This is a genomic window from Cryobacterium glucosi (assembly GCF_004402235.1).
Taxonomy (GTDB): Bacteria; Actinomycetota; Actinomycetes; order Actinomycetales; family Microbacteriaceae; genus Cryobacterium; species Cryobacterium glucosi.
The window spans coordinates 1-23,529 of the sequence record NZ_SOFS01000024.1; the positions used below are offsets into that span (position 1 = coordinate 1).

Annotated in this window: 21 protein-coding genes, 1 tRNA gene and 1 pseudogene; 8 read left to right on the plus strand and 15 right to left on the minus strand. The window is 65.5% G+C overall.

From position 1 onward, the window contains the following. Window positions 1–284: 284 nt before the first annotated feature. Window positions 285–1,046: an integrase core domain-containing protein gene (locus tag E3O46_RS11910; protein WP_420897736.1), complete on the minus strand. Its 762-nt coding sequence runs from the start codon at window positions 1,044–1,046 to the stop codon at window positions 285–287. 520 nt (window positions 1,047–1,566) lie between these two features. On the opposite strand from E3O46_RS11910, the gene E3O46_RS11915 reads away from it, so the two are divergent. Beyond that, window positions 1,567–2,808, plus strand: a complete 1,242-nt coding sequence (locus E3O46_RS11915; protein WP_134561756.1) for a hypothetical protein — start codon at window positions 1,567–1,569, stop codon at window positions 2,806–2,808. Here the strand turns inward: E3O46_RS11915 and E3O46_RS11920 are convergent. The 5 genes from E3O46_RS11920 to E3O46_RS11940 form a co-directional block, all read right to left on the minus strand. Continuing rightward, window positions 2,805–3,281 (minus strand): GNAT family protein, encoded by a 477-nt coding sequence (locus tag E3O46_RS11920; protein ID WP_198413717.1) that lies wholly within the window; start codon window positions 3,279–3,281, stop codon window positions 2,805–2,807. The two genes, E3O46_RS11915 and E3O46_RS11920, sit on opposite strands and share 4 nt — an antisense overlap. Before the next feature lie 31 nt (window positions 3,282–3,312). Then, window positions 3,313–3,627 carry a type II toxin-antitoxin system TacA family antitoxin gene (locus tag E3O46_RS11925; protein ID WP_338145025.1) on the minus strand — a complete coding sequence of 105 codons (315 nt, stop codon included), beginning with the start codon at window positions 3,625–3,627 and terminating at the stop codon, window positions 3,313–3,315. 149 nt (window positions 3,628–3,776) lie between these two features. Next, a complete protein-coding gene (locus E3O46_RS11930) occupies window positions 3,777–4,427 on the minus strand; it encodes a hypothetical protein (RefSeq protein ID WP_134561758.1) in 651 nt (216 codons plus the stop codon). Between the two features lie 238 nt (window positions 4,428–4,665). Then, on the minus strand, window positions 4,666–4,914 hold the full coding sequence (locus E3O46_RS11935; RefSeq protein WP_134561759.1) for a hypothetical protein: 249 nt from the start codon (window positions 4,912–4,914) through the stop codon (window positions 4,666–4,668). 153 nt (window positions 4,915–5,067) lie between these two features. After that, entirely contained in the window at window positions 5,068–5,313 is a 246-nt protein-coding gene (locus E3O46_RS11940) for a hypothetical protein (RefSeq protein ID WP_134561760.1), read from the minus strand. A gap of 306 nt (window positions 5,314–5,619) precedes the next feature. Between E3O46_RS11940 and E3O46_RS11945 the strand changes: the two genes are divergently transcribed. Continuing rightward, a complete protein-coding gene (locus tag E3O46_RS11945) occupies window positions 5,620–6,723 on the plus strand; it encodes a site-specific integrase (protein ID WP_134561761.1) in 1,104 nt (367 codons plus the stop codon). Window positions 6,724–7,068: 345 nt separating this feature from the next. Here the strand turns inward: E3O46_RS11945 and E3O46_RS11950 are convergent, their stop codons facing one another. Continuing rightward, window positions 7,069–8,049, minus strand: a complete 981-nt coding sequence (locus tag E3O46_RS11950; protein WP_134561762.1) for a hypothetical protein — start codon at window positions 8,047–8,049, stop codon at window positions 7,069–7,071. A 258-nt stretch (window positions 8,050–8,307) separates the two neighbouring features. Between E3O46_RS11950 and E3O46_RS11955 the strand changes: the two are divergent. Both E3O46_RS11955 and E3O46_RS11960 read left to right on the plus strand, forming a co-directional pair. After that, a pseudogene (locus tag E3O46_RS11955) lies at window positions 8,308–8,511 on the plus strand (tyrosine-type recombinase/integrase); the annotation flags it as partial. A gap of 41 nt (window positions 8,512–8,552) precedes the next feature. Next, the gene (locus tag E3O46_RS11960; RefSeq protein ID WP_134561763.1) at window positions 8,553–9,092 is read left to right on the plus strand and encodes a GNAT family N-acetyltransferase; all 540 of its coding nucleotides are present in this window, start codon (window positions 8,553–8,555) and stop codon (window positions 9,090–9,092) included. Between the two features lie 155 nt (window positions 9,093–9,247). Here the strand turns inward: E3O46_RS11960 and E3O46_RS11965 are convergent. Continuing rightward, a tRNA-Ser gene (locus E3O46_RS11965) sits at window positions 9,248–9,337 on the minus strand. A 148-nt stretch (window positions 9,338–9,485) separates the two neighbouring features. Between E3O46_RS11965 and E3O46_RS11970 the strand changes: the two genes are divergently transcribed. Then, the gene (locus E3O46_RS11970; RefSeq protein WP_241984969.1) at window positions 9,486–10,286 is read left to right on the plus strand and encodes an SGNH/GDSL hydrolase family protein; all 801 of its coding nucleotides are present in this window, start codon (window positions 9,486–9,488) and stop codon (window positions 10,284–10,286) included. A gap of 120 nt (window positions 10,287–10,406) precedes the next feature. Next, window positions 10,407–11,774 carry a DNA repair protein RadA gene (radA, locus tag E3O46_RS11975; RefSeq protein WP_134446306.1) on the plus strand — a complete coding sequence of 456 codons (1,368 nt, stop codon included), beginning with the start codon at window positions 10,407–10,409 and terminating at the stop codon, window positions 11,772–11,774. Between the two features lie 18 nt (window positions 11,775–11,792). Here the strand turns inward: radA and E3O46_RS11980 are convergent, their stop codons facing one another. From E3O46_RS11980 to E3O46_RS12000, 5 genes are all read right to left on the minus strand, one after another. Continuing rightward, window positions 11,793–13,424 (minus strand): GGDEF domain-containing protein, encoded by a 1,632-nt coding sequence (locus tag E3O46_RS11980; protein ID WP_134561764.1) that lies wholly within the window; start codon window positions 13,422–13,424, stop codon window positions 11,793–11,795. Between the two features lie 158 nt (window positions 13,425–13,582). Further along, the gene (locus tag E3O46_RS11985; protein WP_241987405.1) at window positions 13,583–14,023 is read right to left on the minus strand and encodes a dehydrogenase; all 441 of its coding nucleotides are present in this window, start codon (window positions 14,021–14,023) and stop codon (window positions 13,583–13,585) included. An 87-nt stretch (window positions 14,024–14,110) separates the two neighbouring features. Next, complete coding sequence (locus E3O46_RS11990; RefSeq protein WP_134561765.1) at window positions 14,111–14,740, minus strand: hypothetical protein; 630 nt, start codon at window positions 14,738–14,740, stop codon at window positions 14,111–14,113. 69 nt (window positions 14,741–14,809) lie between these two features. After that, window positions 14,810–15,322 (minus strand): amino-acid N-acetyltransferase, encoded by a 513-nt coding sequence (locus tag E3O46_RS11995; RefSeq protein ID WP_134446389.1) that lies wholly within the window; start codon window positions 15,320–15,322, stop codon window positions 14,810–14,812. 117 nt (window positions 15,323–15,439) lie between these two features. After that, window positions 15,440–17,965 (minus strand): ATP-dependent Clp protease ATP-binding subunit, encoded by a 2,526-nt coding sequence (locus tag E3O46_RS12000; protein WP_134446303.1) that lies wholly within the window; start codon window positions 17,963–17,965, stop codon window positions 15,440–15,442. Between the two features lie 216 nt (window positions 17,966–18,181). Here E3O46_RS12000 and E3O46_RS12005 point away from each other — a divergent pair, with 216 nt between their 5' ends. Beyond that, the gene (locus tag E3O46_RS12005; protein ID WP_166791069.1) at window positions 18,182–19,393 is read left to right on the plus strand and encodes an AI-2E family transporter; all 1,212 of its coding nucleotides are present in this window, start codon (window positions 18,182–18,184) and stop codon (window positions 19,391–19,393) included. Between the two features lie 22 nt (window positions 19,394–19,415). Here the strand turns inward: E3O46_RS12005 and E3O46_RS12010 are convergent, their stop codons facing one another. Next, window positions 19,416–20,795, minus strand: a complete 1,380-nt coding sequence (locus E3O46_RS12010; RefSeq protein WP_134561767.1) for an amidohydrolase — start codon at window positions 20,793–20,795, stop codon at window positions 19,416–19,418. 70 nt (window positions 20,796–20,865) lie between these two features. Here E3O46_RS12010 and E3O46_RS12015 point away from each other — a divergent pair, with 70 nt between their 5' ends. Continuing rightward, window positions 20,866–22,020 carry a pirin family protein gene (locus E3O46_RS12015; protein ID WP_338145026.1) on the plus strand — a complete coding sequence of 385 codons (1,155 nt, stop codon included), beginning with the start codon at window positions 20,866–20,868 and terminating at the stop codon, window positions 22,018–22,020. Window positions 22,021–22,061: 41 nt separating this feature from the next. Here the strand turns inward: E3O46_RS12015 and cls are convergent, their stop codons facing one another. After that, a complete protein-coding gene (gene cls, locus E3O46_RS12020; protein ID WP_134446300.1) occupies window positions 22,062–23,525 on the minus strand; it encodes a cardiolipin synthase in 1,464 nt (487 codons plus the stop codon). Between the last annotated feature and the right edge of the window lie 4 nt (window positions 23,526–23,529).

Genomic DNA, 23,529 nt, shown 5'->3' on the forward strand with positions numbered 1-23,529 from the left:
CGAGTCATCCCTCAAATGTGTACGCGGGAGAAGTGTCACCACCAAACACGCCCGAATGGTCACCGATCTATTGATGCAGAACTGTCACCGATGTCCTGAGACATAACACGGGGAGCAGGTTCCTATGATGTATCGGGACATGGGTGACAGTTCTGTATCAGGACATCGGTAACACTTCGTGTATCAGGACATCGGTGACAGTTAGATGGTTTTCGGTCGCCGTCCGCGGGTCTGCCGGAGCTGACGTAGTCAGTTCCGGGCTTGGGCCAGCGGTATTTCATGATCTAGGTGCCTTCGTCGTCGAAGATGAGAAGGTGGTCGGTGGTCTCGACGAGATAGTCGGTCTGGCCGGCGAGGGCACGGCTGATGTGGAATCGGGTTTGGCGGACTTGGACGATGCCGTTCCGGGCGACCGTGGTGCGGCGGATTCCGTCCCAGCCGACCGGTCGTTGTTGGTTCCTCGGCCGGGGCGGGTCGGTCTTCGGTGTGGCTTCCCAGGCTTGCCGGGGTGTGATCCTGCCGGGCAGGCCCTGATGCGGGCGCTCGGTGTTGTAGATCTCGTCGAACCGGTCGACCTGGGCTTGGAGCTCCTCGAGGGTCTCCGCGATGGGTTGCTTGTCGAGCCAGCGGAACAGGGTCTGGTGGAAGCGTTCATTCTTGCCCTTCGTGGCGGGTTTGTAGGGTTTGCTCGTGATCGCCTCGACGCCCAGCGAAGTGACGTAGGTGACGAGCTGTCCGATGACGCCGCGCCGGGAGTGGTTCAGTGCGGCCCCGTTATCGCTGAGGAGTCGCTGCGGGACCCCGTGGGCCGTGATGCCTTTCTTCACCACGGTCAGGGTGCCCTCGGAGGTTTCTCCCCACGCGACGTGGGAGGCGACCGCGAAGCGGGAGTGGTCATCGATGAGTTGGAAGATCACGCATTTCCGGCCACCGGTAAGGGCGTATTCGGTCGCGTCCAGCTGCCAGCACGCGTTCGGTGCGGGATATACGAACCGCCGGAATGAGCCCTGGGTTGTTCCGAGGCTCGACGCGGGCGATTCCGGCATCGCGAAAGATCCAGGCCAGCGATGCCGTCGACGGGACCAGGGCCAGCCCCAGCGTCCGCATCTTCTAGTGGACGCTGACCGGCCCATAATCTAAACCTGATGCCTCCAACGCGGGCGCCTGCACGACGCAGAGCGGCGAGCGACCGCGGCCTGGCCCTCCTCAAGAGCTCGTTTCCTGATTGCGTAAAAGGTCTTCCGGGAGCAACTTCGACCTGAGCATCCTCGCCGCTCCTGACGCACCGCAAATAGCTTGGTGTCTGCACTCTCGTCGTCAGTCATGCCGATAGGCGGAAAGAAGGACCCAGCCGGGGAATTTTCTATTTTGGTCGGGAGAGTTGACCACCTCCTATCTCCATCCGACGGTAGTCTCGGCCCTATGTCGTCTCATGACCTCCTGGTTGTCGCAGTATCCCGCTACGCCGATGCGTGCCCGCCGACCCTTCATTCCGACTGCCCGTTCGCAGTTGAACGCCAAGGCCGCCGGGCGTGCAAGACAGAATGCCGGGCCATAGTCGCCAACATGATTCGTCCTGCGTCCGGCTCCGCTGGGGCTAATCAGGATTTCGACGCCGCGCGCATATTCATGATCGATCAGGGCACGCACCCTGACCCCTGTGCACAATGGAGCACGACCTCACTGATGACGGTCGTGGGCAAGGTTGCTAGGTCGCGGCCATTCCACGACGGTCAGATTCAACTGAAGCGCAGTGTGCATGGCACCTCCGCATTGGCCTATCTTGCGCAGCGAGGGCTGGATCCCGCGCGCCTGGTACGCGATGGATTCGGTCGACAATTGCAGCTCACCATCGATGTTTCACTGGCTCTTATGGTTCAGTCCGGCGAAACAGTAGACCCGGTCTATCGGGAGTGGCTGGACCTGAGAACGTCTGTCGCAGGTGCTGCCGCGGAGGGAGACGAGTTCGCGTTGTCACCTGCCTTTCAAACACGGATCAGACTCTGGTCTCGACAAGCGAGCATCCCCGACTTAGTCGATTGGATCAGTCCCAATGCCCTCGAATGGGGCTTGCTGTCTGACATGGCCGAGTCGCTAGAACCTGCCATGGAGGAGTACTCCTGGTTCACAGATCGATTCACCAACACGTTTCTCAGCGATTGGGCTGAGGTCTCCTTGGAATATGAGTATCGCTACGTTATCGAGGGGTGGAAGCCTGCTCACCTACCAAGCGAACTTCTTCTCGAACGTCAGGTTTCTCCCGAAAAGGTTCGAGCCGAATTGGCCAGACGCTTCGTTCATGGCCGCAATTCGCGGGACTCAGACGCCATAGCTGTTCTGACTGCCCGAGCTCTCGAAGCGATTGAGAGCGGCAATCGTGAGATTGCCGCCACCATCTTTTCGTCGGCTCGCACGCTCGACCCAAGCGATGCTGTTCTCGCCAATAATCATGCTTTTTGTCTTATCCCGGACCATCCTGCTGAGGCACTGTCAGTCTTGGCGGAGGCTCGTCGGCTGGGAGCGGCAACACTCGTTCTTGAAGCAAACGTGGCCACGGCGCACCTGTTTCTCGGGGATTGGTTGCATACTCTTCGCGCCTGTGATGCAGCCGTCGAAATCGGTTTGACTCTCGGGGATGAGGCCTGGCTCTGGTCCATTCAGGAGGGCGAGCACAATTCCGCAGTCAAGGTTGATCCCGCCATTCACATATGCAGCTTGGCGCTGCAGGCCGCAGCGCAAGGAGGCGACAACGCCTCTCTCGAGCTCTGGCTGACCAGACAAGCTCTGGTTTCTGCCACAGCGCCCTAGGAAACGAGAGCCTTCCTTAGATCCTTCATCAGAAGGTGGAGATGAAGTTCGTCTGTTGGCGACGGTTCGAATTCGGCGATTTTCATGTAGAAATCACGTGCGGCCAAGTCCTTAGCGTGGATAAGCAGAGAGCGAACGCCGACTTCTTCGGACGCGCGGTCGATCCTGATCAGTGCATCTCTGACCAGCATCCTGCCCAATCCAAATCCCTGGAACCGAAGATCAGTTGCAAGTCGAGTCAGGATGACGACCGGGATAGGGTGCCGGGGAATTCCCTTCTTGATCCGTCCGGGAGCATCCTCATGTTCTACTCCTCCGGTCGATAAGGCGTAATAGCCCGCAACCGTCTGCGAATTCATGCTCACAAAGACCCGTGCCATGCCGGATAGTTGATTCGGTACTGCAAACTTGTGAAGCCAGCCATCAAGATCCGCTTGACCGCATGAGAAGCCGTCGACCTCGTCGCTGGTCACGATCTTTCGTGGTCGAGTGAATTCAGGAGCCTCAGTCAACGAATCGATCTTCCATTGCCAAGAGTTCGGCCAAGCGAGGCTTGAAAATGGCCGGACGCTCTAGGAGCGCTTCGAATGTCTCCCACGAAGCCTCGTCCAAACGAAACCATCTTCGGTCAGCTAGAACTAGTTCCGCAGCCTCCGCTGCGCTGGAGATAACAAAATCGGTCAAGCTCTTGTCTTGCGCCTCAGCAGCACGCCGAATCAGAGCGGCTTGCGAAGGCGCCAACCGAACGTTAATACGGGCGTCCTTGCTTTCGCGCTCTAAGGACATGGGATGCAGCGATTGGGAATCAGACGGTTGCATATCAGCACCTTTCGTGTACGTCTACTGTACACACGCGCAGGTCCAGGTGTCAACAAAGGACAAATTGCCCAGTCGAGGTGGCTGCTCACGATCGGCCGTCATCCGATTCTGCTTTCGCGGTTGGCGAAAGGCATCGACTTCGCCGGGATTCACGCGGCGCGCATCCGCTCTTGGCAGTGAGCCAGGACCGTCATGAAGCCTTCGTCGTTGAGAGGTCTGAGCCGCATGGGGCGGCGCGCCTGCGGTGAGATCGGGATTGGCAATGTGCTGTCACCGACCTTCAGGGTCAATATGACGGCTCGATCGGTGATCACCAAGTGCGCAATTTGGCCCACATCGACAGACGTGACGTCCGACCAGGCGAGCCGAGCGACACGCTCCGGCCCGTGTCCGTGCCACCTCCACAGTTCGAATTTCTTGCCTGCATCGACAAGAACAAGGAACGCGCCTGAGGGCAGCGCGCTTGATGCAAGAGCGATACCCGTGAGTTCCTTGATGCTCGTGATGAAGTCGTCAGACGAGTAGAAGGGCACGACGGTGAGGTCAGGATTCGCCTCCGTCATGGTCCGGACGAGGCGGCGACCCGGGCGGTAACACACCCAGAGAAAACCCCAGGCGAAGACGACGCTCAGAACGAGGCCGGCAGCGGTCTCGTAGAGAACCGGCGGCAGCCCCCTCGACCTTGCGCTGTTTACTGCGCCAAGGATGCCTGGACCCGAGAAAAGAAGTGCAACGAGCACGATGGTCAGGGAGCCACCCCATCGCCGTGCGCGTGCCGGCGGAAGCTTCGCAGTGCTCATAACCTGCGGGGCCATGCGTCAACGCACAGGGAAAGCGACTGGCGGATACGAGGTGCAGATTCAGAATTTTCGCTCATCCGGGTCCCCCACCGCTGCGGCCACCAAACCACGCGTGAATGCAATGGAAGCCGGCATCGAGCCAGGGTGTGTGTTCAGGCTGGCAGACCTAGGTGACGCCGTCAAGCGGAGGTCGAGACCAGCCTTCGCCATGTTCCAGAGCGCGTGGGAAACTTCCGAATTAAACCATTCCGGCGGCGAAATTCGCGCTCCTGCGATGCCTCCCGTAGTCCACAGATTGCATCCATTTTCTCCAGGCACGAGACTTCACGATCGGCACCCAAAATACCTTGCCACGACGCGTCTGCTCCGTAAGCGTCGCAATCCGTCCGGTCTGAATACCCCAGCTGCCCATTTCCGTTCGCCCAACTCGGCCTCTTTGCTTTTCTCTTTTCTCCTTTTTCTTTTCTTTCATCCTTCCCTTTTCCATCTCTATCTCCTTCCCTGTCCCACAGCCTCCCCTTTACTTCCCAACCCCCCACACAATGCCGTTGAGTGTGGGGGGTTGGGAAGCGAGCGCAGCGAGGGGGTGGCTGTGGGACAGGGAAGGAGGGCCCTTACCCATTCGTTTGGGTATTCGCTCTCAACGAATAGCCAAACGAATAGGCAAACGAATAAGCAGCGCCTCCGGCAGGCCTGTCCGGTCCAGTGCCGACGTCATCTTTTGAACCCGGAGGTCCCTGCCGATGCCCTCTCCCAAGTCGTGCACGTCGTCGCCTTTGAAGAGCACGTCCACGCGCCAGATAGCGAGCGTGAGCAAATTCAAGACGTCGCGACGACGATCGATTTGCGTGCCGGCGTAACGGCGTCGGTCTCCGTCAGGGTGCACACGGCTGCACCCGTGCATACACAGTCCCACGGCTCGGCTATTCGGTCTCCAGGGCCTCGAGCCTCCTATGGGGCACTGTGTCGGTGCAGCTGGGTATTCTCGGCATCGATCGGTCGCTGATCCCGCTCAATGCACCACTTGGACCTCACCGTGGCTCTCCCTGGCCGAGGTCCACGTGCCAGAGCACCATGGGATCCGAAGAACTCCGCAGTCGAATCGCGAAAGGACTTCAATGACACGTTTCCAGGACAGTTGCGATTCCGCCGCCATCGGGATGCACGGAGTCGTCAGGGCAGGTGTCTGACGATGGGCAGTATCGAGTCGTACTTCACTGCGAGCGGCAAGCGTTACCGAGTCCTTTACCGGCGGCCCGACCACCGCCAGACGCAGAAGCGCGGCTTCCGAACGAAGAAGGATGCTGAGCTTTACCTGTCGGCGGTCGAGATCAAGAAGGCCACTGGCGAGTACATCGACGCCACTGCATCGAAAGCCACCATCGCCACGCTGGGTGCGGACTGGCTCGCCTCACGGACCCACCTCAAGCCGTCGTCGCTGCACCCAGTTGAGATCGCCTGGCGCCGCTACGTCCTGCCGACCTGGGGCCTGCGCCAGGTCGGTGAGATTCGCCACAGCGACGTGCAGATCTGGATCTCTCGACTCGTCGTTGGCCGGAGCGCTACGACGGTCCTGAGGATCTACGGGGTTCTGGCCGCGATCCTCGACGTCGCCGTCAAAGATCGACGCATCCCCTCGAATCCGGCGCGAGGTGTCACACTCCCCCGAAAGACGAAGGGCCAGCACGCGTGCCTGTCGCATCGCCAAGTCGCTCTGCTTGCCCAGAACTCGCGTCAGCAGTCAACGCTTATCCTCCTGCTGGCCTACACCGGTCTGCGCTGGGGCGAAGCCACCGCTCTACGCATCCGCGACGTAGACACAGTGCGTCGGCGCATCCGCGTGCACGAAAACGCTGTGAACGTCGGCGGCACGATTCACGTGGGCACCCCCAAGACCCATCAGGCCCGCGCCGTCCCGTACCCCGGCTTTCTTAACCCGCTGTTCGCCGAGCTGATGCAAGCCTCGGCAGGGACCGCACGCGGCCGCGATGAACTCCTGTTCGGCAACGGACGCGACCACATGCGAAGCCCGGACACCCGGCGCGGCTGGTTCGTATCGGCGGTACGCAAGGCGCAGGCAGCCGACGCGGCATTCCCAAACCTCACGCTGCACGACCTGCGCCACACAGCAGCGAGCCTGGCCATCTCGGCCGGCGCCAACGTCAAAGCCATCCAGCGGATGCTTGGCCACGCCTCGGCAGCGATGACCCTAGACACCTACGCCGACCTCTTCGATGACGACCTCGACCTCGTGGCCGACGCCCTCGACGACGCACGCGTACTCAGCATCGACTGACTATCGACTGAAGTGCTCGGCATTCTCCTCCGTGGCAATGTTCACCCTAGCGGGTGCTGACCGCAGGATCTCGACCAGCCATCCTTCGAGCTGCGTCCGTAAATCACCTCACCGTGGACAACTCAGCGGGGTCGTCCGTGGCGACGGCAACCATCGTGCAGGAAAAGGCAGGTTGGTGAGAACGCGCCCTCCCTGCCCGTAAGCCGGACCCCTAATGCGCAGGTGGAAGCCTCTCGGCCAGCGCGCCAGCTCCCCAAACCCAGTCCAACCGAAAGCGATCAAATTCGACTGAACCGACACGTGAGCTGGCCATTCGGGTCCGAGACGATCCGCTCCACGGTCTGCTCAGTGACCAAGCTCACCCGGCACGACGGTGGAGTCTTCTTGAGCCTTGCTGTACTTCACATGTTCTTCGAGTTGCGCGCACAGCGCACCGTATTCCACCTCATCCAGCGGGCGGAAACACCGCTGGGATCTCGCGGGAGGGAGCACGACGCCGACGTCCGGCTCACCCGGCTGAGAAATCAGACGGAGCTCGACACCACGAATGTAACGCCATCTCACCCGGGCAATGGCCGGCTTGAGGCTCTCGACACGTGACCACGGAATGGTCGCCGCGTTCATACGATTTCCCCAGGACTGATCCCACACCCTGATCCCGTCCCCGTCGAAAGTGACAACTGCGCGGGATGTGTTGTCGTTCCACGCGGTCGGGGCGGAGGTCGGATCGGCGCAGGCAATTTCGGAGCAAACCTGAGCAGACTTGAATATTGCGAATGTGGCGTTCGGATGCTCGAACTCCAAACCCGCCTGCAACCTGAGCAGGGCTCTGTCCATCATCGGGTGTTGCACGACGGCAATGAGGAAGACCGCCGCAACTGGAGCGCCCAGAAGACCAATGCCCATCCACCACAGATAGGTGTTCGGTACGGCGACGATGAGTGAGGAAGTCAGAGCGACCCATGCCGCCATCGCTCCCGCAGTTCCTGCGACTACGGCCCAGCGCCACGAGATGGTTCGGAGTACACCATTCGCCCCTTCATGGTCAGCAACCGACACAGGGCGATACGGGCGCTTCTTGATACCGCGGTTTGGCCTGTCTCTTAGACTGAAGTAAAGCCCCGGCGGAATATAGAGCACGACCAACACTGCCAGCGTGTTGCCTAACCACTGATGAAGACCACCGATCAGCATGACGGCAAGGCCGATCAACATGGGTATCGACAGCAGGCCGCCCCAGGCAGTCATCACAAAGGCTGTCCGATTCCGGCGCGCGTCCGCCGCTAATGTCGCGCGAATATCCGCCCACGTCCTCGTGCGTGCCATGCGTTTCACACTACCGTTCGTCGCGCTTCCTGCATCGCTGCCCCGCGAACCCAGATCTCCTTGTCGTGTCCCATCGAAACGTCCAGTGACATAGATCCCCGGGCACCATGCGACTGAACGGCGCGCCGGGCCGATGCATCACGCTGGAACCCGCAACCGAAACCTTCACGGGCGCAGTTTGGGCTGCGAGGCCATCCGTCGCCGGAGAGCCATTGGTGCGCATCCGCGGTGGGCAAGTCACAGGCAGCCGACGCGGCATTCCCGAGCCTCACGCTGCACGACCTGCGGCACACAGCAGCGAGCCTTACCATCTCGGCCGGCGCCAACGTCAAAGCCATCCAGAGGATGCTCGGCCACGCCTCAGCAGCGATGACCCTCGACACCTACGCCGACCTCTTCGACGACGACCTCGACCTCGTGGCTAACGCCCGCGACGACGACCGCGCCCTCAGCATCGACTGACCGCCTGATCAGCGACTTCTGGGGTACTCGATAATGGATAGATGACAGAACTGGCCCTCCCATCAGCGACTGAATTCGTTCAGGGACCTGTGATCCGCCGGGCCGGCCTCGATGATGTTTCAGCCATTGCGGTTTTCCAGACTGATTGTTGGCGGGAGGCGTACGTCGATTTGGTTCCAGCTGAGTATCTTCAACGGGTTGATCCTGCTGCCCGCGCCATTCGCTGGAAGCAGCGTATTGCGCTTGCGCTTCGCGCAGTCTGGGTCGCACACGACGGACCAGTATTGCGGGGTGTTGTGAGCAGCGCTGGCGACTCCGAGCCATTGGAACTGGCGAGCCTCTATGTCGACTCCGCTAGTCGCGGAACGGGTTTGAGCCAATTGTTGCTAGAAACGGCCGTCGGCGAGTCATCCGCCTTCCTATGGGTATTCGAAGACAACGCACGAGCCCACCGGTTCTACACGAAATTCGGTTTTGAGCCCGATGGAGCCCGCGAAATCGATCCCGACACGGGCATCGGGCAAATCAGGTTGGCTCGGCCATCATGGAGACTCCGAGAAGTTGCCGACGACGACTCATAGATACTCCCCCGAGTCAGCGCCGTTGTGATCTCCTTGGTCCACTGGAACCACGTCGCGCCTCTGACGGTTGTTGCCAAAATGTTGCCAAAAGGGGTTCTCGACAAAAAGAAAACCCCCACATCCCATTTTTTACAAGGGATGCAGGGGGTGATTCGTGGCGGTACCGGTGGGATTTGAACCCACGGTGGAGTCTCCCCCACACAACTTTTCGAGAGTTGCACCTTCGGCCGCTCGGACACGGTACCGAGGGAGATTGTACGTGAGAAACAGGGGTCTGCGCGAATCAAGCCGATATTCGGGGCTCGCGGGCGGCATCCGCTTCACTGGAAACCGCGACACGCGAACACAGGAAGCAGAAAGCCGGCACCCAGAAACCGGCGGTACGCTCCCCCCGTGTCTAACGTCAAACCGAACCTTCGCGCGCTCCTGGTCGCCCTCGGCGCCGTCACCACAGCTACCGGAATGACCGCTGCCGCCGTCGTTCGGGCGCGCGGATTCCGGGAATGGCGCCAAGGCAACGCCCGGGTACTCAACGAGACCCTCCCCGCGCACGCCCAGTGGTGGCGGGAGCATGGCCGGGAGCCGGGCGAGCTGCTCTACGTGGCCATCGGCGACAGCGCCGCGCAGGGGATCGGGGCAAGCGAACCGCGGCGCAGCTACGTCGGGTTGCTCGCCGATCACATCCGCCTGGCCACCGGTCGCACGGTGCGCGTCGCCAACCTGAGCGTCTCGGGAGCGACCGTCGAGCTTGCCGTTCGCGACCAGCTGCCGCTCCTCTCGGAACTCTCCCCCGACATCGTCACGGTCGCGATCGGTGCGAACAACGTGGCGGTGTGGGATGCTGCGGTGTTCGAATCAGGGATCCGCGCGATCTTCGCTGCGTTACCACCACACGCCCTCGTGGCCGACCTGCCGTGCTTCCACCTGCCGCACAACGAACGGATCGTGGCCGTCGGGAACCGGATACTGCGGACGGTCGCCACCGAGTACGGGCTCACCGTTGTGCCCCTGCACGCGACGACGAAGCGGCCGGGGCTGCGCAGCGTCGCCACCCACGTGGCCAACGACCTGTTCCACCCGAACGACCGCGGCTACCGGGTCTGGGCCGAAGCATTCCTCCCGGCGTTGAGCGAGGACATCGCTCTGCTCGTTCCCGAGGACGCCGAGGAGTTCGCCGACCTGCGCGAGGGGTAGGCGCGCCCGACCGGCCGGGTGGGCGCGCGGACTTCGGCCAGGGCGTGCGCTCGAGCTTCAACCGGCGTGGGCACGCGGCCGATTGCCCGGGTGTCGGTGGCCGAAGCTAGGCTCGCAAGCATGGCCAGACCCGTTTCCTCCTTCCGCTGCACCGAGTGTGGCTGGACCACCCTGAAGTGGGCCGGGCGCTGCGGCGAGTGCCAGCAGTGGGGCACCGTGGTCGACATGACGGAGAAGGCGAGCCTCACCCGCGCCGTCAAGCCTGTCGCCGTGATCGGGTCCGGCATTGCGCGTCCGATCACGCACGTGGACACCACCGCGGTCTCGCACTGGCCGACCGGCATCGGCGAGTTCGACCGGGTGCTCGGCGGCGGCATCGTTCCCGGTTCGGTCATCCTGCTGAGCGGCGAGCCCGGCGTGGGTAAGTCAACGCTGCTGCTCGAGGTCGCCTCGAAGGCAGCGGCAGCCAAGTCCCGGGTGCTCTACGTGAGCGCCGAGGAATCGGTGAGCCAGGTGCGCCTGCGCGCCGAGCGCACCGGGGCCTTGCAGCGCGAGCTGTTCATCGCCGCCGAAACCGACCTCGCGACCATCCTCGGCCAGATCGACGCGGTGCAGCCGAGCCTCGTCATCATCGACTCCGTGCAGACCGTCGCGAGCGGTCTCTCCGACGGGCTTCCCGGCCAGCCGAGCCAGGTGCGCGAGGTCGCATCCACTCTCATCCGGGTCGCCAAGGACCGCAACCTGCCGATCCTCCTGGTCGGGCACGTCACCAAGGACGGGTCGATCGCCGGCCCCCGCCTGCTCGAGCACCTCGTGGACGTCGTCTGCCAGTTCGAGGGCGATCGGCAGACCGCGTTGCGCTTCGTGCGAGCGCTCAAGAACCGTTTCGGGCCGACCGACGAGGTCGGCTGCTTCGAGATGACCGGCGAGGGCATCTCCGAGGTTCCCGATCCGAGCGGCCTGTTCCTCACCCGCGGCGGCGTCCTGGTGCCCGGCACCTGCGTCACGGTCGCCCTCGAGGGACGGAGGGCGATGCCGGTCGAGGTGCAGGCACTCGTCATGCCGAGCTCGGCCCCTAACCCGCGCCGGGTGACCAACGGCGTGGACTCATCGCGTGTCGCCATGATCATCGCCGTGCTCGAGCAGAGGGCTGAGGTGAAGGGCCTCGGGGCGTCGGATGTCTACGTGTCGACCGTAGGCGGCATCCGTCTGACCGAACCCGGCGCCGATCTCGCCATCGCGCTCGCGATCGCCTCCGCGTCGCGGAACAAGCCGATCGGGCATGACGTCGTGGCGTTCGGCGAGATCAGCCTCGCCGGCGAGGTGCGGCCGGTGTCGTCGGCCAAACAGCGTGCGAGTGAGGCGGCTCGGCTCGGGTTCGTGACCCGGATCGACTCCGGTGCCGGGCGGCTCGACTCTGCGATCATCCTCGCGCTGCGGGAGCCTGTCTCGGCACGGGACGCGGAGCTCGACGCGGCGTTCCGGTAGGCACGGGCGCCGGGCGGGCTAGCGCGACACCGAGGCCTGAACGGTTGCGGTGTGCACGACCCGGTTGCGGCCGTCGCGTTTGGCGACGTACAGCCGCACGTCCGCGGCTCGGAGGAGGTCGGAAGCCTGGACGCCGTCCTCGGGGGCGAGAGCAACCCCGATGCTCGCGGTGACGGGCAGCCCGGCGGTGATCGGGGTCCAGTCGTAGTCGGAGATGTCGCTGCGGGCCTCCTCGAAGCGTTCCCGGGCCTCTGCCGCGTCAGCGCCGGGCAGGATCAGCAGGAATTCCTCTCCGCCGAGGCGGGCGGCGATCCCGCCGGCGACCCGGTTGGCTGCGCGCTTCAGGATCTCGCCGAGCATGCGCAACACCTCGTCGCCGACCGCGTGGGACAGGGCGTCGTTGATGCGCTTGAAGTGGTCGATGTCGATCATCGCGATGGCGAAGCACGGCCCGCCCTCGCCGGACCGGATCGCCGCGACGCTCAGGTGTTCGTCCACGAAGCGGCGATTGTGCAGGCTCGTGAGCGGGTCGCGCTCGGCGAGTTCCCGGTAGCGTTCGCTCTCGCGCCGCGATTCCGCGGTCTGGAACATGGCCTCGAGGATCCGCCCGCGGGATTCGTTCTCGCTCGCGCCGAGCGCGACCGACTGGGCGTGATAGCTCCGGTAGGCCTCGAAGGCCCGGCGGTAGTCGAGGTTCGCGGCGTAGGCCTCGGCCTGTTCGCGGGCGACTTCGGTGAGCCAGCGGACGAGGCCGTGACCGGCGGCGAGGGTGGCGCACTGGTCGATCACCCGCTGCGCCGCGTCGAGCCGTCCCTGGATCCGGTAAACCTCGGCGAGGGTGACCAGTGCTGCCGAGACCGCATCGGGGTTGGGGTCGTCGTTCGCGGTTTCGATGGCCGGAAGCAGCATCCGCTCGGCTTCGTCGAGCCGCCCCGCGGTCAGGTAGACCCTGGCGATCGTGTCGCGCGCGTACATGCCGATCGGGCGGGAGTTCGCCGTGGACAGTGCGAGCAGCTGCTCGACGGTCTCGAGCGCGGCCACGTGGTTGTGGGCGAGATACTCGGTGTACGCGAGGTTGTTCAGGATCATGTAGCGGATGTTGGTGTCGGTGTCGTCGATGACGAGCCGCAGGGCCTCGTTGTAGCGACGCCGCGACTCGTCGAAGGATCCGGCCGAGCCAAGGGCGTCGGCCAGGCAGAGTCGGGCTGCGGCCCGCATCAGCGGCACCTCGCTCTCGTCGATCAGATCGTTGACGAGAACGGCGTGCTCGAGGGCGAGGGCGGGGTCACCGACCATCTCGAACACCGAGCCGAGCACGTCGTGACAGCGGGACTGCAGAGCGACTTCGCCGTGCCGCTCGGCCCAGGCAAGGATCTGTTGCACCTCGGCCGCGCTGCGGCTCGGATCTCCGCGGGTGCGGCTGATGTTGGCCAGGAGCACGCGGAGGCGCCGCGCGACGGCTCCCCTGCCGAGGCCGGTCTCGACGCTGCTGTAGTCGACGAACTCACCGTTCGCGCCATCGATGTCGACGACGCGCAGCTCGATCAGCCAGTCCCTGGCGGCCTGGTTGGCCTCGTCGCGGTCGATCCAGAAGAGGCGCTCGACGCGCGCGAGTCTCGCCTCGATCGATTCATTCGGCGGTGCGTTCATCGTGGCCTGCTCCCCGACAGGCGTGTGTTCCCGGCCTTCAATCTCCCCACCGGGAACCCTCTCCGAGAGAGGGAGGAACACTGTCGAGGCTCAGCCTAGCGCCCAGCCCGGACACCGGCGAATGGACGCCGCAGGATGCCACCGATGGGGGTGCCGACTCAGGCGTCGTCGCTGGAATCGGTTTCCGGGAGGGTGCCGAGCGCCGCCATCAGGTCGTCAGGGGCCGCCTGCATCACGTGCGGGCCGGCGATGTCGAAGAAGACCATCTCAAGCACGTTCCGATGCACGGTGAGGAAGTCGCGCAGCCACTGGGCGTCGCCGACCATGACCTGGGGGTCCACTTCATCGGGCACCATGCGGACGTAATTCTCGGCGGAGGAGAAGAGCAGCAGCATCCGCTTGTCGGTGCCTTCGCGGCCGAAGACGCGAACCTGCTCGCCCTGCCCGTTGACGACGAGCTGCGGCACGATCACGACGTCGTTGCGGAGGGCGTATGCGACGGCTGCTACGTCCTGGGCGGCGAGGGCGGTAGCAAGGGCCACGGAGCGGGTCGGCGGGGTCGGCGGCGTCATGTCAGTCGGGTCAGTCGGGTCAGTCACGCCACCCATTCAATCATTCCGTCCGCACCGGCTTGGCACCGGAGCGGACTATTCCGCTCTGGGCTGACGTGCGGTACGGGCAATCGTTCAGTCGAGGATGAACTGCTTGGGTGTCGCCGATGCGATGCCGTCGACGGAGACGGCGAGATGATAGGAGGCTCCCCCGGCCGGCGCGGCGGTGCGGGTGGACTCGTCGCAGGTGGCGGCGTTGGAGCGGACCCGGTCCCAGGCGATCGGTGTCGTCGAGCTCACCGGAACGCCCGGTTGCAGGGTGACGTCGGCGTCGGCGGCCGCACTCTGGCAGTCCGTCGAGGTCCAGTAGATGTCCTGGCCGCTCGAGATCGTGAAGACCTGCTTCGAGGTGCCGGCGTTGATCACGCAGGGGACGGTGCCCGTGTTCGTGATGCTGAGGGAGAGTTCGGGCTTCTGGCCGGGCTGGTACGTGACGGCGTCGGTCAGCGCTTCGACGGTGACGGCGGCCGGGTCGCAGGCGGCGGGGGCGGCGTCCGCAGCAGCGGCGGCGGGAGCGGCGGCGTCAGCGCCGGCGGACGTGCTCGGCGTGGGGGTCGGGGCCGGCTGGCCACCGCCGGATCCCGGGCGCACCACGATCAGCACGATGATGACTATCACGAAGAGCAGGCCAAGACCCACGATGAGGCGGCGGCGCCAGTAGACCTTGCTTGACTGGGGGCCGACCGGATGTTTGATCGTCGACATGCCCCAAGGCTAACGAGCTTTGCCCGGCAGTCGCGGGAAGGCGCTGCGTGTCGGCGCGGATTCCCGGCCTCAGCCGAGCCGCTTCACCATTCTGGTGTTGCCGAGCGTGTTGGGCTTCACCCTGGCCAGGTCGAGGAATTCGGCGACGCCCTCATCGTGGGAGCGGACGAGTTCGGCGTAGACGAGCGGGTCGACGGTCTCCGAGCCCATGTCGGTGAATCCGTGCCGGGTGAAGAAGGGCACCTCGAACGTGAGGCAGAACAGTCGGGAGAGGCCGAGCTCGCGGGCATCCGCTTCGAGGCGGGCGAGCAGGGCGTGGCCGACGCCGCGGCCGAGCCAGTCGGCAGTCACAGCGAGGGTGCGCACCTCGCCGAGGTCCTCCCACATCACATGCAGGGCACCGACGCCGATGAGTTCGCCTGCGGTGTCTTCGACCACGCGGAACTCCTGGACGGCCTCGTAGAAGACGACGCTTTCCTTGCCGAGCAGGATGCGCTCCTGGACGAGCGGCGCCACCAGGGTCTGGATGCGCGGGACGTCGCTCGTGCGCGCCCGGCGTACCGAATACTCCTGCTCCTGCATGCCAGCCCTTTCGCCCGTGCTCGTGTGCGTCACACCCAGTCTATTGAGCACGGGCACGCAGGAGGGGCCAGGCGGATGTCTCCGCCTGGCCCCTCCAGGTTGTCGTGCGTCGGGTGCTTAGTCCGTTGCGACCGCGAGGTCGGGCGTGCCCGACCCGGTGCCGAGCGCGGCCGAGGCGTTCACGCCGATGGACACGGGCGTGGCACGCGCCGTCGTGGTGAACACGTACTCGCCGGCGAGGAAGTCGACGTGCACGTGGTCACCCGCGTTGAGCTCGCCCTGCAGGATCTTCTCGGAGAGACGGTCCTCCACCTCGCGCTGGATCGCACGGCGCAGCGGCCGGGCGCCGAGAGCGGGGTCGAAGCCGACCTCGATCAGGTGCTCCTTCGCGGGGATCGTCAGTTCGACGGTCATGTCGCGGTCGAGCAGGCGGTCGCTGAGGCGCTTGATGAACAGGTCCACGATCTGGAGCAGTTCCGGCTTGGTCAGCTGCGGGAAGACGATGACCTCGTCGACGCGGTTGAGGAACTCGGGCTTGAAGTGCTTCTTGAGCTCCTCCTTCACCTTGCCGCTCATCCGCTCGTAGCCGGTCGTCGTGTCGCCCGAGAGCTGGAAGCCGACGGGCGAGCTGCTGATGTCCTTGGTGCCGAGGTTTGTGGTCATGATGATCACGGTGTTCTTGAAGTCGATCACGCGACCCTGGCCATCCGTCAACCGGCCCTCTTCCAGAATCTGGAGGAGGGAGTTGAAGATGTCCGGGTGGGCCTTCTCGATCTCGTCGAACAGCACAACGGAGAACGGCTTGCGGCGCACCTTCTCGGTGAGCTGGCCGCCCTCTTCGAAGCCGACGAACCCGGGAGGCGCACCGAACAGGCGCGACACGGTGTGCTTCTCGCCGTACTCGCTCATGTCGAGCGAGATCATGGCGGCCTCGTCGTCGAAGAGGAACTCGGCGAGCGCCTTGGCGAGCTCGGTCTTGCCGACGCCGGTGGGGCCGGCGAAGATGAACGAACCGCTCGGGCGCTTCGGGTCCTTGAGTCCGGCACGGGTGCGTCGAATTGTCTTGGCGAGCGCCGAGATGGCCTCTTCCTGGCCGATGACACGCTGGTGCAGGGCCTTCTCCATGAAGACGAGCCGCGAGGACTCCTCCTCGGTGAGCTTGAACACCGGGATGCCGGTCGCCTGGGCGAGTACCTCGGCGATCAGGCCCTCGTCGACGACGGCGGTCGTCTTGACGTCGCCGGACTTCCACTTCTTCTCGAGGCGCAGTCGCTCGCCGAGGAGGTTCTTCTCCTCGTCGCGCAGGCCGGCGGCCTTCTCGAAGTCCTGGTCCTCGATCGCGGTCTCCTTCGCGGCGCGGACGACGGCGATCTTCTCGTCGAATTCGCGCAGCTCGGGCGGGCTCGACAGGATCGAGAGGCGGAGGCGCGCGCCGGCCTCGTCGATCAGGTCGATGGCCTTGTCCGGGAGGAACCGGTCGGACACGTAGCGGTCGGCGAGGTTCGCCGCGGCCACGAGGGCGCCGTCGGTGATGGACACCTTGTGGTGCGCCTCGTACCGGTCGCGCAGTCCCTTGAGGATGTTGATGGTGTGGGGAAGGGACGGTTCCGCGACCTGGATCGGCTGGAAGCGGCGCTCGAGCGCGGCATCCTTCTCGAAGTGCTTGCGGTACTCGTCGATCGTCGTCGCACCGATCGTCTGCAGCTCACCGCGGGCGAGGAGCGGCTTGAGGATCGACGCCGCGTCGATGGCGCCCTCAGCGGCACCGGCACCGACGAGGGTGTGGATCTCGTCGATGAAGATGATGATGTCGCCGCGGGTGCGGATCTCCTTGGTGACCTTCTTCAGGCGCTCCTCGAAGTCACCGCGGTAGCGGCTTCCGGCGATGAGCGAGCCGAGGTCGAGCGAGTAGAGCTGCTTGTCCTTGAGCGTCTCGGGCACATCACCCTTGACGATGGCCTGGGCGAGGCCCTCGACGACAGCGGTCTTGCCGACGCCGGGCTCACCGATCAGGACCGGGTTGTTCTTCGATCGCCGGGACAGGATCTGCATGACCCGTTCGATCTCTTTCTCACGACCGATCACGGGGTCGAGCTTGTTCTCGCGCGCGGCCTGGGTGAGGTTACGGCCGAACTGGTCGAGAATCTGGCTGCCCGCCGGTCCGCTCGCCGTCTCGTTGGCACCGACCTGGACCTGCTCCTTGCCCTGGTAGCCGGACAGGAGCTGGATGACCTGCTGGCGCACCCGGTTGAGGTCAGCGCCGAGCTTGACGAGCACCTGGGCGGCGACGCCTTCACCCTCGCGGATGAGGCCGAGCAGGATGTGCTCGGTGCCGATGTAGTTGTGGCCGAGCTGCAGGGCCTCTCGGAGGCTCAGCTCGAGCACCTTCTTGGCGCGCGGCGTGAACGGGATGTGCCCGGTCGGCTGCTGCTGGCCCTGGCCGATGATGTCCTGGACCTGCTCGCGCACGGCGTCGAGCGAAATGCCCAGGCTCTCGAGGGCCTTGGCGGCGACGCCTTCACCCTCGTGGATCAGCCCGAGCAGGATGTGCTCGGTGCCGATGTAGTTGTGGTTGAGCATCTTGGCCTCTTCCTGGGCCAAAACGACGACACGACGAGCTCGGTCGGTAAATCTCTCAAACATGTGATCACTCCCTTGGCACCAGGGGCAGGTGTGGCGCCGATACATCGAGAGTAACGAGGGAAGCAACCAAAGCGCGCCTCTGTTCGCCGCAGGCGTGACGGATGTCTGCGCCCGGCAATCCTTGCGGCGTCGCTTGAGTGGGTAATACCCTCATCATCGGGTCCGTGCGGCAGCCGCACCGGGTCGACGGCGGCGAGAGGCAGCAGCATGGACGGCGTGGACAATCCGCAGGTCACGGCCCGGGCGAAAAACGGTCTCACGAAGAACCGGCCGCATGAGGCGGATGCCCGCGGCCGGGCGTCCCGGCCGCGCGTGACGCCGGGGGTGCGCTGGGGCCGCGTGGCGGCATCCGCTCGGCAGGACGAGCCGCTCGCGGTCGCCACGACGCTGCGATCGCCCTTCATCGCCGGATTCGTCGGGGCGCTCGGGGTGCTCTCTGCCGTGGTGCTCGGGGTCGCGCTTGCGTCGCTCTCGACGATCCTGATCTCGATCGGCGCCGCCCTGTTCATCGCGCTCGGCCTCGATCCCGTGGTGAGGCTGCTCGTCGGCAGGGGCCTGCGCCGCCCGCTCGCCATCGGGCTCGTGTTCGTGGCCCTCACCGTCATCGCCGTGCTGCTCGTGCTGCTCGTCGTTCCCGTGGTCGCGCGGCAGGTCGTGACCTTCGCCCAACTGGCGCCCGGCTACCTGGTCGGCCTGGAGCACCAGGGCTGGTTCATCCTGTTGTCGGACCAGCTCGGGATCATCGACCTGCCCGCTCTCTTCGAGGGACTCATCGCCCTCGCGACCGACCCGGCGAGCTGGTTGTTCGTGGGCTCCGGCCTGGTCAAGGTCGGCGTCGGCCTCATCAACGGGATCACCGGCGGGATGATCGTGCTCATCCTGAGCCTGTACTTCCTCGCGTCGCTCGACCCGATGAAGAAGGCGTTGTACGCGCTCGTGCCACGCCCGCGCCGGCCGGGCTTCATCGACATCTCCGAGCAGATCACCGGCTCGATCGGCGGCTATGTGAACGGGATGCTGCTGCTCTCGTGCCTGAACTCGGGGCTCGGCCTCGTGGCGATGCTGATCATCGGCGTGCCGTTCGCGGGGGTGCTCGCGGTCGTGGTCTTCGCGCTCGCGCTCGTGCCGCTGATCGGCTCGGTGTTCGCCGCGGCGATCGTGGTCGCGGTCGCCCTGCTCGCCTCCCCCGCGACGGCACTCTGGATCGGCCTCTACTACCTCGTGTACCTGCAGATCGAGGCCTACGTGCTCACCCCGCGGGTGATGAACAAGGCGATCGCCGTGCCCGGCTCACTCGTGGTGATCGGGGCGATCGCCGGCGGGGCACTGCTCGGGATGCTCGGGGCGCTCATCGCGATCCCGGTCACGGCCTCGATCCTGCTGATCATCAAGACCGTCGTCGTGCCCCGGCAGGACCGCGCCCGCTGACCCTCCCGACCGACCCTGACGGTCAGCGGGCGAGGGCATGGCGGGCCGCGGCCACTATGGCCTCGACGCCGGTCTGGATCGTGGGGTCCTGTACCGGAGCGTAGAACGGCGAGTGGTTGAAGTGCACGTCCTGCATGCGGCCGGCGGCGATCGCGGCACGGAACGCGGCGGGGTCGCCGCCACCGGTGAACCAGAAGAAGGACGGGCAGCCTGCGCGGGTGCCCCAGAGGCCGAAGTCCTCGCTCGGCGCCGCCTGCGGGCCGACGCCCACCCGGCCGGCGCCGAAGCGTTCGGTGAACAGTGCAGCGAACTCGGCCGTCACGGCCGGCTCGTTGACCAGGGCCTGCACCGAGAAGGTGACCTCGATCTCCGGCGGGCGCGGCGAACCGGCCGCCTCGCACTCGCCGGTGACGATCCGGGTGATGGCGGCGAGCATCCGCTCACGCACGAGCGGTTCGTAGGTGCGCATGCTGATGCCGAGCTCGGCAGAGTCGGGGATGATGTTCTGCTTGGTGCCGGCGTGCAGGGTGCCGATCGTGAGCACGCCGAAGTCGGCGGCGGCGATCTCGCGCGACACGATCGTCTGCAGGTGCAAGACGACGGATGCCGCGAGCACGACGGGATCGACGGACTGCTCGGGGGTGGATCCGTGTGACCCCGTGCCGTGCAGCACGATGCGGATCGAATCGGCCGCGGTCATGACGCTCCCTGCCCGGTAGAGCAGCTCGCCGGCCGGCCACGGGGTGACGTGCTGGCCGAGGGTGATGTCGGGCGTTCCGAAGCGGTCGAAGAAGCCATCGTCGATCATCGCGGCGGCGCCGGCGCCGAGCTCCTCGGCGGGCTGGAACACGAGCTGGAGGGTGCCGGACCAGTCGGCGCGCTGCCCGGCGAGGATGGCGGCGGCGCCGATCAGCCAGGTGGCGTGCATGTCGTGGCCGCAGGCGTGCATGACCGGCGACTCCACGCCGTCGACGCCGACCTGGGTGATCGTGCTCGCATAGCGCAGCCCGGTGGCCTCAGCGACGGGCAGGGCGTCGATGTCGGCGCGCAGCAGCACGGTCGGCCCGGCGCCGTTGCGCAGGATACCGACAACGCCGGTACGGCCGACGCCTTCGGTCACCGCGTAGCCGAGGGAGCGTAACCGCCCGGCGAGCAGGGCAGCGGTGCGGTGCTCGGCGAAGGAGAGCTCGGGGTTCCGGTGCAGGTCCTCGTAGAGCGCGCCGAGCCCGGGGAGCAGGTCCTCGACGGCGGCAGGCGTCTCCCCCGTGCCGGGCGCTGCCGGAGGGGCCGTCGCGGGAGCGGGGGCGGGCGAAGCGTGGGCGGGCGCGGCTGGGGTCTGATCAGATATTGCGGCTCCTGGAGAGAGGCGTTTACGGACGCGACGATGACTCGACAGGTCCATCGTGACCGTTCGGGGGGTGTGGCGCCAGTGCTTCGTGCGCCGGCGCCGCAGTTGCGCCTAGGCTGCGAGCGTGAGCAACCTCGAACGTGACCCCTCCGAGCTCGTGATCGCCGGCGCCGAGGGACCCGTGGCGACCACGGCTCCCTCCGGTTCGGTGGATGCCAGCACTGGCCCCGCTGGTGCGCGAACCGCCCCCGGCCACACGGCGGATGCCGGCGGCCCGGTGCTCCTGCTGCTCCCGCGGGACGTGCCGCTCGGCGGCCCCCGCGCCATGAACGTGCGCCGCACCCTGCCCCAACGCGGTCGGTCCACGATCGGGGCCTGGTGTTTCATCGACCACTACGGGCCAGACGAGATCGCACCCCCGATCGCCCTCGAAACTGCACAGGCGACCACAACCGGCACCGGCGCTCGCGAGGAGGCATCGGGAGACGTCGCGGACGGCGCCCGTCGCGGCATGGTCGTGCCGCCGCATCCGCACACCGGTCTGCAGACCGTCAGCTGGCTCTTCGAAGGGGAGATCGAGCACCGCGACAGCGCCGGCAGCCACGCGCCGGTGCTCCCCGGCGAGCTCAACCTGATGACCGCAGGGCGCGGCATCAGCCACTCCGAGGTGTCGACGCCGGAGACCCGCGTACTGCACGGCGTTCAGCTCTGGCTCGCACTGCCCGAGGAGCACCGGCACCAGGCACCGCACTTCGAACACCACGAGGTTCCGCAGACGCCCCTCGGCGGCGGGGCGACCGCGCGGGTGTTCATCGGCACGCTCGGCCCCGTCGTCTCGGCGGCCCGGGTCTACAGCCCGGTGCTCGGCGCCCAGGTCGACCTCCCCTCCGGCGCGACGCTCGACCTGAACCTCGACCCCGCGTTCGAACACGGGGTGCTCGTCGATCGCGGCCCGGTGCTCCTCGAGGGCGTCACGCTCGCGCGCAGCGAGCTGGGCCACCTCGGGGCAGGGCGCGGCGGCATCCGCCTGGAGAATCACGCCAGGCACCCGGCCAGGGTGCTGTTGCTCGGCGGCGAACCGTTCCAGGAGCAGCTCGTGATGTGGTGGAACTTCATCGGCCGCAGCCACGAGGAGATCGCCGGGTGGCGGGCCGAGTGGCAGTCCGAGGTCATCGAGGGGGCGGATGCCGTCGGTCGTTTCGGCACGGTCGCCGGCTACCCGGGGCCCGCACTCCCCGCCCCCGAGCGCCCGACGGTGCGCCTCAAGCCCCGCGCCTGAGCCGCGCCCAGCAACTCAGCTCGCGAAAGCGGGGGCGGGGGCTACTGGACGGCGGAGGTGAGGCGGGCGAGGTTGTCGAGGATGGTGGAGCGCAGCGGCTGCTTCATCCAGTCATCGAGGGTGAGCAACTTGCTGTCGGCCCGGTAGCCGTCCTCGACCGCGCGCAGGTCGCGCACGAAGCTGCGGCCGCGCACCATCAGGGACACCTCGAAGTTGAGGCTGAACGAGCGCATGTCCATATTGCTCGACCCGATCACCGCGACCTCGTCGTCGATCGTGAAGTGCTTGGCGTGCAGCACGTACGGGGCCTTATACATGTAGATGATCACACCGGCCCGGAGCAGTTCCTCGTAGTACGACCGCTGGGCGTGGTAGACGAGGGCCTGGTCGCCGATCTCGGAGACGAAGAGCTCGACGTGCAGCCCGCGCTGGGTCGCGGTCGTGATCGCGTACATGATCGACTCGTCGGGCACGAAGTACGGGCTCGTGATCACGATGCGTTCCTGCGCGTAGTAGAGCAGCGCGAGGAAGAGCCGCAGGTTGTTCTCGCCCTCGAACCCCGGCCCGCTCGGCACGACCTGGCAGTCCAGGGTGTGCGGCGCCGTCGTGGGCTGCACCGCCTGGATGTCGCGGGTGAGGAGCTCGTTCGTCTCGCCGTACCAGTCGGTGATGAAGATCGCGTTGAGCCCGGCGACGATCGGGCCCTCGAGCCGGGTCATCAGGTCTTTCCACTTGAGCCCGCGCCGGATGTTCGACTTCATGTTGTAGGTGCGGTCGATGATGTTCTGCGAGCCCATGTAGCCGACGACGCCGTCGACGGTCACGAGCTTGCGATGGTTGCGGAGGTCCGGCCGTTGCCACTTGCCCTTGAACGGCTGCAACGGGAGCATGAGCTCCCACTTGACCCCGGATTCGGTGAGCCGGCGGAGGGTCTTGCGGTAGCCGGGCTTACGCATCGACTGGATGTGGTCCATCAGCACCCGCACGGTCACGCCGCGCTGCACCGCGCGCTCCATCGCGTCGAAGAACGGTGCGGTGGTCTTGTCGAGGGAGAGGATGTAGAACTCGACGTGCACCCATCTCTCGGCCTTGTCGATGTCGACGATCATCTCGGCGAAGGTCGCCTCGTAGTCGCCGAGCAGGCGCGCGGTGTTGCCGCCGACGAGCGGCATCGCCCCGAGGTTGCGGTTGAGCTCGACCACGGATTCGAGCCAGCCGGGCCACGGGTGGTCGCGACGCACCTGCTCGATCCCGTCGGTGCTCTCGAGGATGAACTGGTTGATCTCCTCCTGCATCTCCAGCCGCTTCTTCGGCAGGGTGCGGTAGCCGATCATCAGGAAGAGGAGGGCACCGATGTAGGGAATGAAGAAGATCGCGAGCAACCAGGCCATACCCGACGTCGGGCGACGGTTGCGGGGTACGACGATGATGGCGACGACGCGGATGGTGAAATCGACGACCAAGGCCACAATGAGGATGAAGGTCGAGATGTCGATGCCGAACATGCGA